Origin of the sequence: Streptomyces sp. NPDC001406, assembly GCF_042895285.1 — a bacterium.
Lineage (GTDB): Bacteria > Actinomycetota > Actinomycetes > Streptomycetales > Streptomycetaceae > Streptomyces.
Genome location: NZ_JBIAWG010000009.1, coordinates 17,903 through 34,719, shown reverse-complemented (window position 1 = coordinate 34,719; position 16,817 = coordinate 17,903). Strand labels below are relative to the sequence as shown.

16 protein-coding genes are annotated in these 16,817 nt (G+C 72.0%); 7 read left to right on the top strand and 9 right to left on the bottom strand.

What is annotated here, in order from left to right:
- Nucleotides 1-44: 44 nt before the first annotated feature.
- From ACFY1J_RS22320 to ACFY1J_RS22310, 3 genes are read right to left on the bottom strand one after another with little or no spacing between them, the layout of a single operon-like run.
- Nucleotides 45-395, bottom strand: a complete 351-nt coding sequence (locus tag ACFY1J_RS22320; protein ID WP_390710788.1) for a UBP-type zinc finger domain-containing protein — start codon at nucleotides 393-395, stop codon at nucleotides 45-47.
- Complete coding sequence (locus tag ACFY1J_RS22315) at nucleotides 392-1,840, bottom strand: ATP-binding protein (protein WP_390710789.1); 1,449 nt, start codon at nucleotides 1,838-1,840, stop codon at nucleotides 392-394. Before ACFY1J_RS22315 ends, ACFY1J_RS22320 begins: the two co-directional genes overlap by 4 nt.
- Nucleotides 1,837-3,513, bottom strand: coding sequence for an FAD-dependent oxidoreductase (locus ACFY1J_RS22310; RefSeq protein WP_390710790.1), 1,677 nt, complete (start codon nucleotides 3,511-3,513; stop codon nucleotides 1,837-1,839). The genes ACFY1J_RS22315 and ACFY1J_RS22310 overlap by 4 nt, the downstream gene beginning before the upstream one ends.
- Before the next feature lie 238 nt (nucleotides 3,514-3,751).
- On the opposite strand from ACFY1J_RS22310, the gene ACFY1J_RS22305 reads away from it, so the two are divergent.
- A complete protein-coding gene (locus ACFY1J_RS22305) occupies nucleotides 3,752-4,624 on the top strand; it encodes a universal stress protein (RefSeq protein ID WP_390731742.1) in 873 nt (290 codons plus the stop codon).
- A 1-nt stretch (nucleotide 4,625) separates the two neighbouring features.
- On the opposite strand, the gene ACFY1J_RS22300 is transcribed toward ACFY1J_RS22305, so the two are convergent.
- The 3 genes from ACFY1J_RS22300 to ACFY1J_RS22290 form a co-directional block, all read right to left on the bottom strand.
- Nucleotides 4,626-5,861: a DUF4032 domain-containing protein gene (locus tag ACFY1J_RS22300; protein ID WP_390710792.1), complete on the bottom strand. Its 1,236-nt coding sequence runs from the start codon at nucleotides 5,859-5,861 to the stop codon at nucleotides 4,626-4,628.
- A gap of 30 nt (nucleotides 5,862-5,891) precedes the next feature.
- Complete coding sequence (locus ACFY1J_RS22295; RefSeq protein WP_390710793.1) at nucleotides 5,892-6,650, bottom strand: MBL fold metallo-hydrolase; 759 nt, start codon at nucleotides 6,648-6,650, stop codon at nucleotides 5,892-5,894.
- An 86-nt stretch (nucleotides 6,651-6,736) separates the two neighbouring features.
- A complete protein-coding gene (locus ACFY1J_RS22290; RefSeq protein ID WP_390710794.1) occupies nucleotides 6,737-7,363 on the bottom strand; it encodes an alpha-ketoglutarate-dependent dioxygenase AlkB in 627 nt (208 codons plus the stop codon).
- A gap of 123 nt (nucleotides 7,364-7,486) precedes the next feature.
- On the opposite strand from ACFY1J_RS22290, the gene ACFY1J_RS22285 reads away from it, so the two are divergent.
- On the top strand, nucleotides 7,487-8,122 hold the full coding sequence (locus tag ACFY1J_RS22285; RefSeq protein WP_390710795.1) for a TetR/AcrR family transcriptional regulator: 636 nt from the start codon (nucleotides 7,487-7,489) through the stop codon (nucleotides 8,120-8,122).
- A gap of 18 nt (nucleotides 8,123-8,140) precedes the next feature.
- On the top strand, nucleotides 8,141-9,814 hold the full coding sequence (locus ACFY1J_RS22280; protein ID WP_390710796.1) for an FAD-binding dehydrogenase: 1,674 nt from the start codon (nucleotides 8,141-8,143) through the stop codon (nucleotides 9,812-9,814).
- A 1-nt stretch (nucleotide 9,815) separates the two neighbouring features.
- Here the strand turns inward: ACFY1J_RS22280 and ACFY1J_RS22275 are convergent, their stop codons facing one another.
- Entirely contained in the window at nucleotides 9,816-10,166 is a 351-nt protein-coding gene (locus ACFY1J_RS22275; RefSeq protein WP_390710797.1) for a DUF488 domain-containing protein, read from the bottom strand.
- A gap of 177 nt (nucleotides 10,167-10,343) precedes the next feature.
- On the opposite strand from ACFY1J_RS22275, the gene ACFY1J_RS22270 reads away from it, so the two are divergent.
- The 4 genes from ACFY1J_RS22270 (at nucleotide 10,344) to ACFY1J_RS22255 (ending at nucleotide 15,169) form a co-directional block, all read left to right on the top strand.
- Nucleotides 10,344-11,771 carry a M1 family metallopeptidase gene (locus tag ACFY1J_RS22270; protein WP_390710798.1) on the top strand — a complete coding sequence of 476 codons (1,428 nt, stop codon included), beginning with the start codon at nucleotides 10,344-10,346 and terminating at the stop codon, nucleotides 11,769-11,771.
- A gap of 99 nt (nucleotides 11,772-11,870) precedes the next feature.
- Nucleotides 11,871-12,620, top strand: a complete 750-nt coding sequence (locus tag ACFY1J_RS22265; protein ID WP_390710799.1) for a L,D-transpeptidase family protein — start codon at nucleotides 11,871-11,873, stop codon at nucleotides 12,618-12,620.
- Between the two features lie 18 nt (nucleotides 12,621-12,638).
- Nucleotides 12,639-13,343, top strand: a complete 705-nt coding sequence (locus tag ACFY1J_RS22260; RefSeq protein ID WP_390710800.1) for a response regulator transcription factor — start codon at nucleotides 12,639-12,641, stop codon at nucleotides 13,341-13,343.
- The gene (locus ACFY1J_RS22255; RefSeq protein ID WP_390710801.1) at nucleotides 13,340-15,169 is read left to right on the top strand and encodes a sensor histidine kinase; all 1,830 of its coding nucleotides are present in this window, start codon (nucleotides 13,340-13,342) and stop codon (nucleotides 15,167-15,169) included. Before ACFY1J_RS22260 ends, ACFY1J_RS22255 begins: the two co-directional genes overlap by 4 nt.
- A gap of 17 nt (nucleotides 15,170-15,186) precedes the next feature.
- Here the strand turns inward: ACFY1J_RS22255 and ACFY1J_RS22250 are convergent, their stop codons facing one another.
- Both ACFY1J_RS22250 and ACFY1J_RS22245 read right to left on the bottom strand, forming a co-directional pair.
- A complete protein-coding gene (locus ACFY1J_RS22250) occupies nucleotides 15,187-15,435 on the bottom strand; it encodes a WhiB family transcriptional regulator (RefSeq protein WP_390710802.1) in 249 nt (82 codons plus the stop codon).
- A gap of 117 nt (nucleotides 15,436-15,552) precedes the next feature.
- A complete protein-coding gene (locus ACFY1J_RS22245; protein ID WP_390731741.1) occupies nucleotides 15,553-16,773 on the bottom strand; it encodes a saccharopine dehydrogenase family protein in 1,221 nt (406 codons plus the stop codon).
- Nucleotides 16,774-16,817: the final 44 nt, after the last annotated feature.

The window sequence follows — 16,817 nt, the reverse complement described above, 5'->3', positions numbered from 1 at the left end:
CACGCGGCACCGACAGCGCGGCCGGCGGCCGTCACCGCGGGCGTTCAGCGCAGGGTCTGCGCCCAGTTCTCGGGCACCCGTCCGGCCGGGCCCGGCGCGGGCTGGTCGGCGGGGTGGGCGTCCGGGGGAACGAGCTCGGGACCGGAGGCGTACAACTCGTTGGTGTCGTAGTTCCAGAACCAGTCCTCGCCGGGCTCGAAGCTGCAGATGACGGGGTGCCCGGTGGTGCGGTAGTGGGCCGTGGCGTGCTTGGCGGGGGAGTCGTCGCAACAGCCGATGTGCCCGCACTGCGTACAGCGGCGCAGATGGAACCACCAGCCGCCGGCCTCGTCGCACTCGACGCAGCCGGTGCCGCTGGGCGCGACGCTCGGGTCGATCGCGGGATCGGTGCTCATGCTGTCTCCTCGGGCGTCTCGGCGGTCAGCGGCAGCAGCACCTGGAAGCGGGTGTCGCCGGGCGCCGACTCGACCTGGAGGCTGCCGTGGTGCTTGTTGACGACGATCCGCCAGGAGATGTCCAGGCCCAGGCCGGTGCCCTGGCCGACCGGCTTGGTGGTGAAGAACGGGTCGAAGATCCGGCTTCTGATCTCCGGCGCGATGCCCGGCCCGGTGTCCCGGAACTCCACCAGCACCCGCTCGTGGTCCAGCGCCGTCCGCACGGTCAACGTGCCTCCTGCACCCGCCTCGTTCATCGCGCAGACCGCGTTGTCGATCAGGTTGGTCCACACCTGGTTGAGTTCGGCCGGGTAGCCCGGGACCGGAGGGAGCGTGCGGTCGTACTCCTTGACGACCTCGATGCGCTGCCCGATCTTGCCGGACAGCATCAGCAGGGTGCTGTCGAGGAGTTCGTGCAGGTCCACCATCCGGTAGGGCGCCCGGTCCAGTTGCGAGTACTGCTTGGCCGCGTCGACCAGATGCGAGATACGGGTCGTGGAGTCCTCGATCTCGTTCATCAGCAGCTCGGTCTCGATGGTGTAGTTGAGCCAGCCGACCGCCCCGGGCAGGATCTCCTCGTCGACGGCCGCCGCGACCTGCTCCAGCCAGTCGACGTCGAGTCCGGCCTGGACGAAGGTGGGCGCCAGCTGCCAGCCCTGGTCGATGCCGTGGTCCTCCAGCCAGTCGGTGAGCGTGTCCTCCCGGTCCGAGGCCTCCAGCGGACTGAGCGCCGGTGCCTTGGAGACCCGCTCCGCGGTGCGCTCCTGGATCTCGATCAGGCTTGCCAACGCGTCCCGGGAGAAGGGCCCTTCGGCGATCACGGCGAGCTTGTGCCGCATCTTCGCGACCCGCTCCCGCAGCGTCGAGGTGGCCCGGACGGCCGCCGCCGCGGGGTTGTTGAGCTCGTGCGTGAGCCCGGCCGACAGCGAGCCGAGCGCCAGCAGCCGCTCCCGCTGCCCGATGGCGGCCTGCATGCTCTTCGAACCGAAGAACAGGCCCTCCAGCAGGTGCACGGCCATCGGGAACCACTCGCTCATGATGTCCGCGAAGGTGTCCCCGGGCAGGACGAAGAACCTGGTCGGCTCCGTCACCCGCATCGAGTTGTTGTACACCTGGCGCACCCGGTCGCCGAGATAGGCCTGCATGGCGCCCGCGTACACCCCGCGCTGCGAGGTCCGGGTGACCTCCACGTCGTCGCCGCCGACCCGGCGGGAGAGCACGACGGTGCCCTCGATCATCACGTAGAAGCAGGTGGCCGGATCACCTTCGGTGTAGACCGGGCCCGGCTGGAACAGCTCCACCCGCCCCGCGCTGCACAACCGCCCGAGCTGCTCCGGAGCCAGCTTCTCGAACAGGAACAGCGAGCCGATCTCCTGCGGGCTGCACGGCATCGACTGCCCGCTCATGACTGCTCCAGATACCGGTGGACGAGCATCACGGCCATGGCTCCTTCTCCGACGGCGGAGGCGACCCGCTTGGCGGACTCGGCGCGGGCGTCGCCCGCCACGAACACGCCCGGCACGCTGGTCTCCAGGTGGTACGGCGGCCGGTCCAGCTCCCAGCCCGCCGGCGGCCGGCCGTCGGGGGTCAGATCGGGTCCGGCGAGGATGAAACCGCGCTCGTCGCGCAGCACGGTCTCGCCCAGCCAGTCGGTCAGCGGGGCCGCGCCGATGAACACGAACATCCACTGGGCGTCGACCAGTTCGCTCTCACCGCTCGCCACATGACGCAGCGTCAGCCGCTCCAGACGGTCGGTGCCGTGTGCGGCGTCGACCACCGTGTGACTGCGCACCGAGATGTTCGGTGCTTCGTTGATCTGCTGGATCAGGTAGTACGACATCGACGCCGACAGATCCGCGCCGCGCACCAGCAGGGTCACCGACTTGGCGAACCTGGACAGGTACATCGCCGCCTGCCCCGCCGAGTTGGCGCCGCCGACGATGTACACGTCGTGCCCCTGGCAGGAGGCTGCCTCGGTCAGTGCGGAGCCGTAGAACACGCCGCAGCCGGTGAGGTCGATACAGCCCTGGGCCTCCAACTGCCGGTACTGCACGCCCGTCGCCAGGATCACGCTGTGCGCCGCGATCGCGGAACCGTCCGCGAACCGTACGACGCGGGCCGCCCCGTTGGCCTCGAGTCCCGTCACCTCGCGCGCGGTGAGGATCTCGGCACCGAACTTGGCTGCCTGCCGCCGGGCACGCTCGGTGAGCTGGCCGCCCGAGACGCCGTCGGGGAAGCCGAGGTAGTTCTCGATCCGCGAACTCTGCCCGGCCTGCCCGCCGGTGGCCGACCGCTCCACCAGCACGGTCCGCAGCCCCTCCGACGCCCCGTACACCGCCGCGCCGAGCCCGGCCGGGCCGCCGCCGATGACGACGAGGTCGTAGAAGTCGGCCGTCGGCGTGGTCGCCAGCCCCACCCGGGCGGCCAGTTCCGGAGCCTCGGGCTCCACCAGGGGTGTGCCGTCCGGTGTGATCACCAGGGGCAGCCGCTGCCCGTCCTGTCCGGCCGCGGCGAGCAGTCGCTGCCCCTCCGGCTCCTCGACGGAGTACCAGCGGTACGGCACCTGGTTGCGGGCCAGGAACTCGCGCACGTCCGACGAACGCGCCGACCAGCGGTGCCCGACGACCTTGGTGCTGGGCACGCAGTGGAAGTCGCTGTGCCGCCATGCCTCCAGCAGGTCGTCCAGCACCGGATAGAGCTTCTCCTCCGGCGGGTCCCACGGCTTGAGCAGATAGTGGTCCAGGTCCACGACGTTGATCGCGTCGATCGCCGCGTTCGTGTCCGCATACGCGGTCAGCAGCACCCGCCGGGCGCCCGGGTACACATCCAGGGCCTGTTCCAGGAACTCGATGCCGTTCATCTGCGGCATCCGGTAGTCGGCCAGGATGACCGCCACCAGGTCGCCGCGCAGCTTCAGCTCGCGCAGCGCCTCCAGCGCGGACTCGCCGGACTCCGCGCGCACGATCCGGTGCGACTCGCCGTAGCGCCGTCGCAGGTCCCGGGCGACGGCTCGGGACACTCCCGGGTCGTCGTCCACGGTCATGATGACGGTCCGCGCTGTGTCGGCGGCCTGTGCCATACGTCTCCCACCCCGAGAGGTCGTTTCACGGGACGGTGTCGCCGTTGTCACCGCACCGGTTCCCGCCCATCGTATGTTCGATAGCCCGGATTCGCTCCGGTACGCGGAACCGGGCGGCCACGCGCCCCGGCGCCACCGGGCCGGCCGCGGCGGCGTTCACCTGTGCCCACTGCATCGCCATGGTCGCGGCGTAGTGAAGACTGGCCCCTCGGAAGGCGGATCACGAGGAGGCCGGAGCATGACACGCCCGATCACGGCAGGGGTCGACGGTACGGAGGAGAGTCTCGCCGCGCTGGCGTGGGCGGGGCGGGAGGCCGTACGCCGGGAGCTGCCGCTGCGCGTGGTGCATGCGTGGCGGTTCCACCCGCACGAGGCGGAGGGCGCCGGGGACCGGGACGCACAGCACCGATGGGTGTCGGACGGCGTCACGGAGGCCGTGCGCGCCGTCACCGGGCGCCACCCGGAACTGACGGTGACCATGGACGTGGTCGAGGGGCACGCCGCCGAGGCACTGGTCGGGGCCGCGGCAGAGGCGGAGATGCTGGTGCTCGGCTCGCGCGGGCACGGGGCCGTCGTGGGGTTCCTGCTCGGCTCGGTCGGACAGCAGGTGATCGCCGAGGCCGCGCGGCCCGTGGTGCTGGTGCGCGCCGGGGACCGGCCGGCCGCGGAGGCGGCCGGGCGGGAGGTGGTCGTGGGTCAGCAGGGCGGCCCTCAGGACAGCGCGGCCGTCCTGCGGTTCGCGTTCGAGACGGCGGCCGCCCGCGGGGCCACGGTCCGGGCGGTACGTGCCTGGACGCTGCCGCCGGTCTTCGCCTACAGCCCGGCTTCGCTGAAGCTCCTCGACGAGGCCGGCGGCCTGGAGCCGTACGAGAAGAAGGCCCTGGCCGACGCGCTGAAGCCGTGGCGGGAGCGCTTTCCCGCGGTCCGTGTGGCCGAGCAGGTGGAGATGGGCAGTGCGGGCCAGGTGCTGCTGTCGGTGGCCGGACAGGCCCAGCTGATGGTGGTCGGGCGCCGCGCGCACTACACAGCGGTGGGCGCCCGGATCGGCTCGGTGGCGCACGGGGTGCTGCACCACGCCGACTGCCCGGTGGCCGTGGTCCCGCACGACTGACCTACTCGGGCGTGGTCGGCTCCAGCGTCTCGCGTGCCTTGGGGAGGACGTTCTCGATGTAGTCCCGGACCGCCGTGTCCAGGCCCATGTCCTGCTGCGCCCGCTCCGACAGGTACCAGCGGTGTTCGAGCAGCTCGTGGTAGATCTCGGCGGGGTCCATGGAGCCGCGCAGATCGAGCGGTACGGCGCGCACGGTGGGGCGGAACACGTCCCGTACCCACCGGTGGGCCAGTACTTCCGGGCGCGCGGCGAGGGGGTCGCCGGGCCCGTAGTCGTCCTGGGTGGCCATCCAGCTCTCCAGGTCGTTCAGCAGCCTGCGGGCCTGGTTCTCCTCGGTGTCCAGACCGGTCAGGCGCAGCAGCTGGCGCTGGTGGTGGCCGGCGTCGACGACCTTCGGCACGAAGGTGACCGTGTCGCCGTCGGCGGAGCGCTCGATCTGCATCTCGGCGACGTCGAAGCCGAGGTCGTTGAGGCGCCGTATCCGCCGCTCTATGTAGTGGTACTTGCCCACCGGGTACACGGACGTGCGGGTCAGCTCCTGCCACAGGCCCTGGTAGCGGGCGCAGATCTCCGTGCCGAACTCGATCGGGTCGACGGACGGGTGCAGCGCCCCGGACGCCTCCAGGTCCAGCAGTTCGCCGCTGATGTTCACGCGTGCCAGATCGAGGTCGTAGTCCCGCTGCCCCGGGCTGAGCCGCGGGTGCAGGTCGCCGGTCTCCGCGTCCACCAGATAGGCCGCATACGCGCCCGCGTCCCGCCGGAACAGCGTGTTGGACAGCGAGCAGTCGCCCCAGGCGAACCCGGCCAGATGCAGTCGGACCAGCAGCACGGCGAGGGCGTCCATCAGCCGGTGCATGGTCGCCGGACGCATGGTCGTCTCGAACATCGAGCGGTACGGCATCGAGCCGCCCAGGTGCCGGGTGACCAGCACCGACTCCAGCGGGGCGCCCGCGCCGTCGGTGCGTCCGGTGATGACGGCCAGCGGGTCCACCGCGGGGATGCCCAGCCGGTCCAGGTCGCGCAGCAGCTCGTACTCGCGCAGCGCGGGCCGCTCGGCGAGCTCCTTGACGGCGATCACCTCGTCGCCGGCCCGCGCATAGCGCACGACGTGCCGGGAGATGCCCCGGGGCAGTGGCACGAGAAGCTCTTCGGGCCACTCCTCCAGGGGCATGTCCCAGGGGAGTTCGAGCAGGAGCGCGGGGTGCTCCGGGTTGGTCGCGCTGATCTGCAGTGCCATGGGACGAACCCTAAGGCCGCGTACCGGGCTTCAGTGCGCGGGTCGGTGCGCCCGTTCCCGAGCCTCCTGGGCGGCCTTGCTCACCGAACCGTGGTGGACCGGGCCGTGGCCGGGCAGCAGGGTGTCGCCGTCCAGTGCCTCGATCAGGTCCAGCGAGGCCAGCGCGCGGGCGCGCTCGTGGTGGAACATGTCGGGCAGCAGCTGCGGGCCCGTTGCCCGTGCGGTGGCATGGCCGGTGGCCAGGGCGTCGCCGGACAGCACGATCCCGGCCTGCGGCAGGTGGTAGACGCAGTGGCCGTCCGTGTGGCCGGGGGTGTGCACCGGGACGGGCCGGCCCGGCAGGTCGAGGGCTCCCTCGCGGGGAAAGGCCTCGGGAGCGTTGACGGGGTGCTGCTCCGCTCCGCCGACGCGCAGCACGTGCACCAGCCACGGCACGACGCCCGGACGCCAGGCGTTGCGCACCACTTGGCCGGGGGTCACCTGCTGGAGGAAGTCCCGGCGGGCGTGCGGGACTTCGGCCTCATGGAGGTAGACCGGCGTGCCGTAGGTGCTGCGTAGGTACTCGGCCGAGCCGAGGTGGTCGTTGTGGGCGTGGGTGATCAGGACGGCCGCCAGCGCCTGTGGTGAACTGCCCACGGCGGCGAGCGAGTCGAGGAGCTGCTGCCGGTCCCCGGGGTAGCCGGTGTCCACCAGGGTCGCGGCGTCCCCGTCGGTCAGGATCACCCAGTTGGTGTTGCTGCCGTGCACCAGGTAGGTGCCGTCCGCCACTTGGTGTACGTCTGCTCGCATGGTCTTCCCGAGGTGTGAGCGCGCCGTTCGACGGGGGACAGCCAACCAGACGGCGGGGGGTTCGCGGCGGGCGGGGTCGCGGACTCTCATTGCACGCCGCGCGGGCGGTACTGGACGCTGATGCGCGGACCGGTGGCGCGTGCCGTCTTGGGTACCGAGTGCTCCCAGGTGCGCTGGCAGGAGCCGCCCATCACGATGAGATCGCCGTGGCCGAGCGGGCGCCGGAGCGTGTCACCGCCGCCCACCGGGCGCAGCAGCAGGTCCCTGGGCGCGCCCACGGAGAGGATGGCGACCATGGTGTCCTCGCGTGCGCCGCGTCCGATCCGGTCGCCGTGCCAGGCGACGCTGTCCCGGCCGTCCCGGTAGTAGCACAGCCCGGCGGTGGTGAAGGGCTCGCCGAGTTCGTCGGCGTAGTGCCGGCAGAGCGCCTCGCGGGCCTCGGCCAGCACCGGGTGCGGCAGCGGGTCGTCCGCGCCGTAGAAGGCGAGCAGCCGCGGTACGTCCACGACGTTGTCGTACATCGTGCGGCGCTCCGCGCGCCAGGGCACGTCCGCGGCCAGCTGTTCGAACAGGGCGTCGCCGCCGCTCAGCCAGCCGGGCAGTACGTCGATCCAGGCGCCGGAGCCGAGCCGGGTCCGGCGTGTCCCGTCGAGGGTGCCGAGCCGCAGCTCGTCGGTCTGGTCGAACAGGGAGCCCTGGAGGTGCGTGGCCATGGGAGCAGCGTACTCCTTAATCGAAAATATGTTCCCCTTCGGATTGTGGTGGAGGGATCCCGGCGGAGACCTTTCGATACATTGATGTATTCGATACATTCACGTATCGAACGGAGGTCGGACATGGCGGTGGAGGGCACGGCCAAGCGCGTGACCAGGCGCCGGGTCCACACCCGGGCCCGGCTGCTGGAGGCCGCATTCGGCGTGTTCGCCGCGAAGGGCTTCGGGCGGGTGTCCATCGAGGAGGTCTGCGAGGCCGCCGGATTCAGCCGGGGAGCCTTCTACTCGAACTTCGCGACCCTCGACGAGCTGTTCTTCGCCCTGTACCAGGAGCGCGCGGACCTCATCGCGCGGCAGGTGACCCAGGCGCTGGCCGGTGACGGTCCCGACCTGGACGTGCCCGCTTCCGTGGACCGGGTCACCGAGGTGCTGCTGCTCGACGTGGACTGGCTGCTCGTCAAGACCGACTTCCTGGTGCACGCCGCGCGTGCCCCCGAGGTCGCCCAGACCCTCCTCGACCACCGGGCCCGCCTCAGGAGTGCCATCGCCGACCGGCTCTCACGGGCCAAGGGCCACACCGAACTGCCCGCCGTGCTCGGCGATGTCGACGGGGCGGCGCACGCCGTGGTCGCCGCGTACGACGGCGTCACCACCCAACTGCTGCTGGACCGGGACGTCGAGACCGCCCGCGCCTGGCTCAGGCAACTGCTCACCGCGCTGCTGACCGATGCCGGCGGCGCCCCCGAACGAGTCGTATAGGGAAGGGAAACGGTCGCCATGGACGCGGACGTCATCGTCGTCGGAGCGGGCCTCGCGGGCCTGGTCGCGGCGCACGAACTCACCAGCCGGGGCAGGCGCGTCGCCCTGGTCGACCAGGAGAACGCCGCCAACCTCGGCGGTCAGGCGTTCTGGTCCTTCGGCGGGCTCTTCCTCGTCGACTCCCCGGAGCAGCGCCGCCTGGGCATCAAGGACTCCTTCGACCTCGCCTGGAACGACTGGCAGGGCAGTGCCCAGTTCGACCGCGTCGAGGACGAGGACTCCTGGGCGGTGCGCTGGGCCCGCGCCTATGTCGAGTTCGCGGCGGGGGAGAAGCGGTCCTGGCTGGCGGGCCACGGCATCTCGCTGCTGCCCACGGTCGGCTGGGCCGAGCGCGGCGACCTGCGCGCGGACGGCCACGGCAACTCCGTACCGCGCTTCCACATCTCCTGGGGCACCGGTACGGGTGTGGTCGAGCCGTTCGCGCGGTACGCCCGGCAGGCCGCGCGCGACGGGCTGCTCACCTTCCACCACCGCCACCAGGTGGACGAGCTGATCATCGAGGAGGGGGCGGCGCGCGGGGTGCGCGGCACGGTCCTCGCCGACGACGACTCGCCGCGGGGCGTGGCCTCCAACCGCGACCGGACCGGCGAGTTCGAACTCACCGCCCAGGCCGTGGTCGTCACCACCGGCGGCATCGGCGCCAACCACGACATCGTCCGCCGCCACTGGCCCGAGCGGCTCGGCACGCCCCCCACCGAGATGGTCACCGGCGTCCCCGCCTACGTCGACGGCCGGATGCTCGACATCAGCGCGGACGCGGGCGTACGGCTGGTCAACCGGGACCGCATGTGGCACTACACCGAGGGCCTGCAGAACTGGAACCCCATCTGGCCCGGCCACGGCATCCGCATCCTGCCCGGCCCGTCCTCCATCTGGCTCGACGCCCTCGGCCGCCGCCTGCCCGACCCCTGCCTGCCCGGCTACGACACCCTCGGCACGCTCAGGCATCTGCGCACCACCGAGGACATCGCGGGCCACGACCACTCCTGGTTCATCCTCACCCGGAAGATCATCGAGAAGGAGTTCGCGCTGTCGGGCTCCGAGCAGAACCCCGACATCACCGCCAAGGACCGCAAGGCGGTGCTGCGCGACCGGCTGCTCGGCAAGGGCGCGCCCGGACCGGTGCAGGCCTTCCTGCGCAACGGCGCGGACTTCGTGACCGCGGACACCCTCGAAAAGCTCGTCGAGAAGATGAACGGCCTCGCGGACAAGGCGTTGCTCGACGCGGCCGAGGTGCGCCGCCAGATCGAGGCGCGCGACCTGCAGATGGCCAATCCCTACAGCAAGGACTCCCAGGTCCAGGGCATCCGCAACGCCCGCCGCTACATCGGTGACCGCCTCGGGCGGGTCGCGACCCCGCACCGCATCCTCGACCCGGCGGCCGGCCCGCTGATCGGCGTCAAGCTGCACGTGCTCACCCGCAAGACCCTCGGCGGCATCCAGACCGATCTGGACTCCCGTGCCCTGGGCGCCGACGGGCAGCCCATCGGCGGGCTGTACGCGGCGGGCGAGGTCGCCGGCTTCGGCGGCGGCGGCGTCCACGGCTACAACGCCCTGGAGGGCACCTTCCTCGGCGGCTGTCTGTTCTCCGGGCGCGCGGCCGGGCGGGCCGCGGCGAAGCAGACGGCCTGAGTCAGTCCGTCAGGAGCCGCGCCAGCACCGAGGCGTGGCTCTCGTCCGGGGTCCTGGAGGAGGTCAGCAGCGTCACCGGGCCCCTGCGGGCCGCCTCCCGGAGGCCGTCTAGGAGTTCGGCGGCCTCCGGCGCGGCGAGCTCCGCCTCGTAACGCCTGCGGAACTCCTCGAAGGAGCCCTCGCCCGCGTGATACCAGTGGCGCAGCTCGGTGGACGGGGTGAGCGCCTTGGGCCACTCGTCCACCTCGGCCGCGTCCTTGGACACACCGCGCGGCCAGAGGCGGTCGGCCAGGACGCGCAAGCCGTCCTCGGGCTCGGGCGGTTCATAGATCCGGCGCACGCGGACGCTCATGCACGGGCCTCCGTCGCAAGGAAGGGGGGAGCCCGAAGCGTACTGTTTCCCCTCGCGTCGGCGACCGATTCTGATCGGCGACGCGGCGTAACTTGACCTGAACGAGGGGGATTTTGGTGAGCCTGGCCGCCTAGTCTGTGGTGCGTTTGATCATTCGCCACCCCCCAGGGAGCGCACGTGACGCCACTTCGCAGGCAGGCCGACAGACGACGCACCGCAGTCCTCCGCCGCGAGGCGGTCCTCGCCACCGTCCCCGTCGCCGTGGCGGCACTGCTCGCCGCCGCCGGACCGGCCGCGGCCCGGACCACCGGCTCCTCCGGCGTCGGCGACCCGTACTTCCCGCTCCAGGGCAACGGCGGCTACCACGTCCGGCACTACGGCCTGACCCTGCGCTACGACACCGCCTCCCGCCACCTCGACGGCACGGCGGTCCTCAGCGCCCGCGCCACCCAGAAGCTGACCCGCTTCGACCTCGACCTCAAGGGCCTCAAGGTCACGCGCCTGACCGTCGACGGCACCACGGCGGACTTCCGCCGCGACGGACAGGAACTCGTGGTCACCCCGCACCGGGCACTGCACAACGGCCAGGACTTCTGCGTCGAGGTCACCTACCACGGCACCCCCAAGCCGGTCACCGACCCGGACGGCTCCCCGGACGGATGGATCCCCACCGACGACGGAGCCTTCGTCGCCGGTGAACCCCAGGGCGCGATGACCTGGTTCCCGGCGAACAGCCACCCCAAGGACAAGTCCTCGTACGACTTCAGGATCACCGTCCCCCAGGGACGCACCGCGGTTGCGGGCGGCGTCTTCCTGGGACAGCGCACCGCGCACGGGCAGACCACCTACCGCTGGCGCCAGACCGCACCCATGGCCGCCTATCTCGCCACGGCGACCATCGGCAGGTTCAAGGTCGAGCGGTACACCACCCGCGACGGCATCCAGGTGTACAACGCCGTCGACCCGCGCGAGGCGAACGCAGCGGCGCCCGTCCTGAAGAAGCTGCCGTCCGTCCTGGAGTGGGAGAGCAGGCTCTTCGGCCCCTACCCGTACCGGGCCGCCGGCTCGATCGTCGACCGGGCGCCGGACGTCGGCTTCGCCCTGGAGACCCAGACCCGGCCCGTGTACGACTCGGCGCCCGATCTGAGCACCCTCGTCCACGAGAACGCCCACCAGTGGTTCGGCGACTCCGTCTCCCTCACCACGTGGAAGGACATCTGGCTCAACGAGGGCTTCGCCACGTATGCCGAGTGGCTCTACCAGGAGCAGCACGGCGGCGACAGCGCCCAGAAGACCTTCGACAAGCTGTACGCCACCCGCGCGAGCGACGACCTGTGGGCGTATCCGCCCGGCAACCCCGGCAGCGGCGCGAACATCTTCGGCACCCCGGTCTACGCCCGCGGCGCCATGGCCCTGCACGAACTGCGTGGGGCCGTCGGCGACCAGGCGTTCTTCCGCATCCTGCGCGCGTGGGCCGCCGAGCACCGGGGCGGGCACGGGACGACGGCGCAGTTCGTGAAGCTGTCCGAGCGGGAGTCCGGCAAGCAGTTGGACGGACTGTTCCGGACCTGGCTGTACACCCAGGGCAAGCCGGGCAGGGCGTAGAGCGAGCACCGGTTCCTCCGGTGCGCCCACCGCGGCGCACCGGAGGAACAGGCCGTGGAACCTGACGAGTTCCTCACACGTCTCGGCCAGGGTCGGAGCATGATCGATCGCAGAACCGCCGTCGCGCTCCTCGCGTCCCCTCTCCTGCTCACGGGATGCGGCGGCGCCGAGGCGGCTCCGCGCCCGGAGACGCCCCCGAGCCCCAGCCGGAGGCCGGCGGCGAGGCGGGCACCGGCACCGGAGCCGTCCGTCGAGGCGGCCCCGCGGCGGATCCCCGGTCTCGGCCCCAAGATCCGCAACACGATACCCGGCCGTGCGCGGCAGGTGGTCGTCGTGACCGGCCACGCCAAGGACTCGCCCGAGTCGACCGTCGTCCTGCACGAGCGCACCGAAGCGGGCTGGCAGGCGGGAGCCGGCCGACCCGCACACAACGCGCTGCGCGGCTGGAGCGACCACCACACGGCCGGGGACCTGCGCTCGCCGCTCGGCGTCTACACCCTCACCGACGCCGGGGGCCTGCTCCGCGACCCCGGCACCCGGCTGCCGTACCACCGCTCGACCGGATTCGTCTCGCCCGGCACCGGTTTCACGGGCGAGCCGCTGGCCGGCTCGTTCGACCATGTGCTCGCCATCGACTACAACCGCAGGCCCGGCACCTCACCCCTCGACCGGACCCGCCCTCTCGGCGCGGGCCGGGGCGGCGGCATCTGGTTCCACGTCGACCACGGCGGACCCACCCACGGCTGCATCGGCATCGCAAAGGCGCACATGAAGGAACTGCTCCGCGCCCTCGACCCCGGCCGGCATCCCGTCGTCGTGATGGGGTACGCCGACTGGCTCGCCCTCTGAACCCCTAGGATCCGCCCCGTGTGCGCACATGTGCTGGTCGCCGAGGACGACGAGATGCAGGCCGAACTCATACGCCGCTCGCTGCTGGCGGAGGGCCACACCGCCACCGTGGTCCACGACGGCTCGGCCGCCCTGGACGCGGCCCACAGGTTGCGGCCCGACCTCGTGGTCCTCGACCTGATGCTCCCGGTGATCGACGGCTTCGGCGTGTGCCGGGTGCTGCGCGGCGCGCGGGAGAACGCCGAGATCCCCGTACTGATGCTCACCGCCCGCTCGGCGGAGGACGACGTCCTGCTCGGCCTGGAACTGGGTGCCGACGACTACATGACCAAGCCGTACAGCCCGCGCGAACTGATGGCCCGCATCCGCACGGTCCTGCGGCGCAGCGGGCACGGCGTCGGGGTGCGGGAGGATCCCGGCGTCCGCGCGGGCGGCGTCCGCATCGACCCGGTACGGCACGAAGTGCGCTGCGACGGCGAGCCGGTGGAGTGCACCCCGGCCGAGTTCCAGATCCTGCTGGCCATGGCGGCGGAACCGGACCGGGTGTTCTCGCGACGGCAACTGCTCCAGTGCACCCGCGGCTTCGACCGGTCCTCCACCGAACGGGCCGTCGACGTCCACATCATGAACCTGCGCCGGAAGATAGAGGCCGATCCGCGCCGGCCGGTACGGCTGGTGACCGTGTTCGGGGTCGGCTACAAGCTGAGCGGCGGCCGCCCGTGAGGCCCCGGATACCGTGGCGCAAACGGCTGCTCGTCCGGCTGCTGTTCGCCTCGGTGCTGATCGCCGTCTGCTCCGTGGCCGCCACCGCCTGGCTCGCGGTCACGACCACCACCAGCGCCCTGGAGGAGGAACAGGGCCAGGACCTCGCCGCCGACAACAACATCCTCGCCCGGCTCAGCGGATACGCCGCGACCCACCCCGACTGGACCGGCGTACGGCACACGGTCAGGGCGCTGGCCGCGAAGACCGGCCGCCGGATCGCGCTCACCACCGCCGACCGCACCCTGATCGCGGACTCCGCGCCGCACGGCACCCCGCTGCCGCCCCGGCCCGCCGCCTCCGTCGACCCCCTGCACACCGACACCTACAGCGAGTCCGGCGCCCAGCTCAGCGGCATCGACCCGCGCGCGGTCGGCCCGTACCGGCTGCCGGCCGAGGAACGCTCGCAACTGGACGCCGTGGCCGGGAAGCAGCGGATCTGCTACGACCGCTACGGCATCCGCGTCACCGTCGGGCACACCCCCAGCGGCCGGCCCTACCTGACCGACGAGAACGGCACGGCCGCGGGCGACTACGGCGGGACCGTCACCTGCGGCTACGGACTGAACGAGCCGACCCGCACCGAGGACAAGGCCCGCGTGTCCCTGGAACAGGGCGCCCGGACCTGCCTGGCGGACCAGGGCATCGACCTCGGCTCCCCGCTGTTCGTCGCCTTCGACCCCGGGGGCAACACCTCCGCGACGCGGCTCTTCCCGACCAAGTTCGCCAGGATGGACGACGCGAGGACGACCCGCAGCGTCCAGGGTTGCGTCGACAGTGCCCGCCGCGCCCAACTCGACCCCTACGTCGCTCCGGTGGCCGAGCTGTTCCTCGGCATCGGGGACCAGAGCGTGCCCCGCTTCGACATGTCCCCGGCCAACAAGGCCAAGATCGTCGGCGCGGCCGGCCTGGTCCTCGCCGTCACGGTCGCCGTCACCGCGGTGGTCGCCACCCGTCTCGTACGACCGCTGCGCGCACTGACGGTGGCCGCGCAACAGCCGCCCGAGCTGCACGTGCGGGCGCGGGTGCGCACACGGGACGAGACCGGGCTGCTGGCCGCCGCGTTCAACGACCTCACCGAGCGCAGGGAACGTCTTGAGGCCCAGCGCAGGGCGATGGTCAGCGACATCGCCCATGAACTGCGCAGTCCGCTCACCAACATCCGCGGCTGGCTGGAGGTCACCCGGGACGGACTCGTGGACCCCGATCCGGCGCTGCTCGGCGCCCTGCACGAGGAAGCCCTCGTCCTCCAGCGCATCATCGACGACCTCCAGGACCTGGCGGCCGTCGACGCGGGCACCCTGCGCCTGCACCGCGAGCCGGTCCGCGCCGCAGAACTGCTCGACCAGGTGGCCGCCGCCCACCGCGTCGCGGCCGACGCCGCCGGGGTCACCCTGCGCACCGGGACCGACGGCGACCCCTGGCTGGACGCCGACCCGGTACGGATGCGGCAGGCCCTCGGCAACCTGGTCTCCAACGCCCTGCGCCACACGCCCGCCGAGGGCACGGTCACCCTCGCCGCCCGCCGCGACGGCGACCGGGTCGTGTTCACCGTCACCGACACCGGCACCGGCATCGCGCCGGAGGAACTGCCGCATGTCTTCGACCGGTTCTGGCGCGCCGAGAAGTCCCGCTCCCGCCGCACCGGCGGCAGCGGTCTGGGCCTGCCCATCGTCCGCCACCTGGTCGCCGCCCACGGCGGTACGGCCGAGGCGGCGGGCGAGCCCGGGAAGGGCGCCGAGTTCACCCTGCGGCTACCGGGCACGGCGGCGCCGCAGGACGGGTGAGGAACGGCCCGCGCCCCTCAGGGGCGCCGCCGTACGCCGACGCGCCGGTTCAGCGCGCGCCGTTCCATCTCCGTCGTACCGCCCCAGATGCCGACGCACTGACCCGTCTCCAGCGCCCACTGCAGGCACCGCTCCCGGACCCGGCACCGTCCGCAGACCGCCTTGGCCCGCTGTGTCTGCAGCATCGCCGGTCCTGTGGTGCCGATCGGGAAGAAGAGGTCGGGGTCCTTGTGGCGGCATGAGGCCTGTTCTCGCCAGTCGCCCATGGGAAGTCACCTGCGATCGATGTCGTCCGCGCCCTTGCACATGTTTAACGCGAGTTCGGGTCACCGTCGACCCGGTTGTGAAACACATGAGTTCCCGGGAGGGCGACCGGGACGGGATCACTGCTCCCGCATGCCCCAGGGCGAGCCGTAGGCGGTCAGCAGATCCAGGAACGGGCGGCCCGGGAACGCCTCCGGGCCGAGGACGCCCGAGCCCGACCAGGCACCGGTGGCGAGGAGTTCGAGGGCGACGACCGGGTTGACCGCCGTCTGCCACACCACGGCCTGGCAGCCGTACTCCGCCATGGACCACTGGTTGTCGACCACGTGGTACAGATACACCTCGCGCGGCGCGCCGTCCTTGGTGCCGCGCACCCAGGTACCCGCACAGGTCTTGCCGTGCATGCGCTCGCCCAGCGTCGCCGGGTCGGGCAGACAGGCGGCGACCACGTCACGCGGCGACACCGCGACCGGTCCGTCGGCGCCCGGCACGGTCACCGGGCCGGTGCGGTCCAGGCCCAGCAGGTGCAGCGTCTTGAGGGTCTCGATGAACTCCCGGCCCAGCCCGTACTTGAAGGTGACCCGCCGGGCGTCGACCCAGCGCGGCACCAGCAGCACCTCCTCGTGCTCGACGTTCACGCACTCCACCGGACCGATCCCCTCGGGGAAGTCGAACACCTCCGGCTCGCTGAACGGCGCGGTGGTGAACCAGCCGCGCTCCGCCTCGTACACCACCGGCGGGTTCAGACACTCCTCGATGGTGGTCCAGATGCTGAACGACGGAGCGAAGTCATGGCCGTCGACGGTGAGGTTCGCGCCGTCACGGATGCCGATCTCGTCGATCTCGTCGAAGAGTTCGTCGGCGGCGTACCGGGCGAACACGTCCGACAGGCCGGGCTCCACGCCCATGCCGACGAGCGCCAGCGCGCCCGCCTTCTCCCAGTCGGCGGCCAGCTCGAACTGCTCGTCGCCCAGCTTGACCCCGCACTCTTCGTACGGGCGCTCGGCGTGCGGCCGCGACAGGGACATCGCCATGTCGAGGTAGGTGGCGCCGGCCGACCGCGCCGCGCGGAACAGGGGCATGACGAAGCGCGGGTCGGTGGCGTTGAGAAGCGCGTCGCAGCCGTGGCGGGCCAGCAGCTCGGCCACGGCGGACTCGTCGCCCGCGTCCACCCGCTCGGCGCGGAACCGGGAAGCGTCGGCGCCGAGCGCCGCGACCGCCGCCTCGGCCCGCGCGAGGTCGTAGTCGGCGACGACCATCAGGTCGAAGAACGGACGCCGGGCGGCGATCCGGGTGATGGCGGTGCCGACACCGCCTGCTCCCACGAGCAGCACACGCATGGCGAAATCCCTCACGATCGAAAGTCGAAGTCGAAGCCGAAGCC

Excerpts from the sequence above, each read along its gene's own strand:
- ACFY1J_RS22320 (WP_390710788.1), bottom strand. The coding sequence starts at position 395 with ATGAGCACCGATCCCGCGATCGACCCGAGCGTCGCGCCCAGCGGCACC.
- ACFY1J_RS22315 (WP_390710789.1), bottom strand. The coding sequence starts at position 1,840 with ATGAGCGGGCAGTCGATGCCGTGCAGCCCGCAGGAGATCGGCTCGCTG.
- ACFY1J_RS22310 (WP_390710790.1), bottom strand. The coding sequence starts at position 3,513 with ATGGCACAGGCCGCCGACACAGCGCGGACCGTCATCATGACCGTGGAC.
- ACFY1J_RS22305 (WP_390731742.1), top strand. The coding sequence starts at position 3,752 with ATGACACGCCCGATCACGGCAGGGGTCGACGGTACGGAGGAGAGTCTC.
- ACFY1J_RS22300 (WP_390710792.1), bottom strand. The coding sequence starts at position 5,861 with ATGGCACTGCAGATCAGCGCGACCAACCCGGAGCACCCCGCGCTCCTG.
- ACFY1J_RS22295 (WP_390710793.1), bottom strand. The coding sequence starts at position 6,650 with ATGCGAGCAGACGTACACCAAGTGGCGGACGGCACCTACCTGGTGCAC.
- ACFY1J_RS22290 (WP_390710794.1), bottom strand. The coding sequence starts at position 7,363 with ATGGCCACGCACCTCCAGGGCTCCCTGTTCGACCAGACCGACGAGCTG.
- ACFY1J_RS22285 (WP_390710795.1), top strand. The coding sequence starts at position 7,487 with ATGGCGGTGGAGGGCACGGCCAAGCGCGTGACCAGGCGCCGGGTCCAC.
- ACFY1J_RS22280 (WP_390710796.1), top strand. The coding sequence starts at position 8,141 with ATGGACGCGGACGTCATCGTCGTCGGAGCGGGCCTCGCGGGCCTGGTC.
- ACFY1J_RS22275 (WP_390710797.1), bottom strand. The coding sequence starts at position 10,166 with ATGAGCGTCCGCGTGCGCCGGATCTATGAACCGCCCGAGCCCGAGGAC.
- ACFY1J_RS22265 (WP_390710799.1), top strand. The coding sequence starts at position 11,871 with ATGATCGATCGCAGAACCGCCGTCGCGCTCCTCGCGTCCCCTCTCCTG.
- ACFY1J_RS22250 (WP_390710802.1), bottom strand. The coding sequence starts at position 15,435 with ATGGGCGACTGGCGAGAACAGGCCTCATGCCGCCACAAGGACCCCGAC.
- ACFY1J_RS22245 (WP_390731741.1), bottom strand. The coding sequence starts at position 16,773 with ATGCGTGTGCTGCTCGTGGGAGCAGGCGGTGTCGGCACCGCCATCACC.